We start from the raw sequence: 980 nt of genomic DNA, 5'->3' as shown, positions 1-980 counted from the left end.
GACCGGCCGGCGCGCGCCGACGCGCGGCGGAACCGCGACAGGCTGCTCGCCGCCGCCCGGGAGGCCTTCGCCGCCACGCCGGACGCCGTTCCGCTGGACGCGATCGCCCGTGCGGCCGGCGTCGGCATCGGCACGCTGTACCGGCACTTCCCGACCCGCGAGGCGCTGGTGGAGGCCCTCTACGCCGCTGAGCTCGACGAGGTCGTCTCCAGCGCGTCGGCGCTCCTCGCCGAACTCGAGCCCCCGGCCGCCCTGCGCGCGTGGATGACCAGGTACGCGGAGTTCTTCAGGATCAAGCGCGGCATGTCCGACACGCTGCGCGCGGGCTGGGCCTCGGGCAGCATCGCCACGCCCGCCACGCGTGAACGCATCACGGCCACCATCGCCGAGATGCTGAGCAGCGGCGCGGAGGCCGGCTCGCTGCGCTCGGACGTCGAGCCCGACGACGTCACGATGATGCTCCTGGGCGTCTTCCTCTCGACCACGGCGATCGACTCACCGGAGAGGGTCGGCCCGCTCCTCGACCTGCTGGTCGACGCGCTGCGCCCGGCCCCGGGGCCGAACGGCCGCTGAAGCCCCTCGTGGGACCTCCGGGCCGCCCGGCTCAGGCGCGGGCCGCGGGGGAGCCCTGCTCCAGGCGGGTGCGCAGTGTGGCGGCGAAGTCCTCGGCGCGGGCGAGCTGGACGCGGAGCTTGGCGACCTGCTCGCCGGCGGCCTGTTCGTAACCGCGGACACGCTCCAGCAGGTTCTCCCGCTCCTCGGCACCGAGTTCCGTGCCGGCGTCGAGGCGGTCGGTGGCGTCCAGCAGGTCGCGCATCTGATCGAGGGAGAAACCGAGCGGCTTCATGCGGCGGATCACCATGAGCCGCTGCACGTCGTTGTCGGTGTAGAGGCGGAAGCCGCCCTGGGAGCGGGCGGAGGGGATGACCAGCCCGGCCTCCTCGTAGTGCCGGATCGTGCGCAGGGACAGCTCCGTACGC

General features: G+C 74.0%; 2 protein-coding genes. One reads left to right on the top strand and one right to left on the bottom strand.

The features are described 5' to 3' along the window. Positions 1-573 (top strand): TetR/AcrR family transcriptional regulator (locus tag B7767_RS43420; RefSeq protein WP_256923794.1); only part of this gene is annotated, 573 nt, incomplete at its 5' end. A 31-nt stretch (positions 574-604) separates the two neighbouring features. On the opposite strand, the gene B7767_RS43415 is transcribed toward B7767_RS43420, so the two are convergent. Further along, the coding region (locus B7767_RS43415; protein WP_085576570.1) for a MerR family transcriptional regulator at positions 605-980 on the bottom strand (376 nt) is incomplete at its 5' end.

The organism is Streptomyces sp. 13-12-16 (assembly GCF_002114215.1).
Classification (GTDB): Bacteria; Actinomycetota; Actinomycetes; order Streptomycetales; family Streptomycetaceae; genus Streptomyces.
This window is presented reverse-complemented; position numbering and strand designations above follow the sequence as displayed.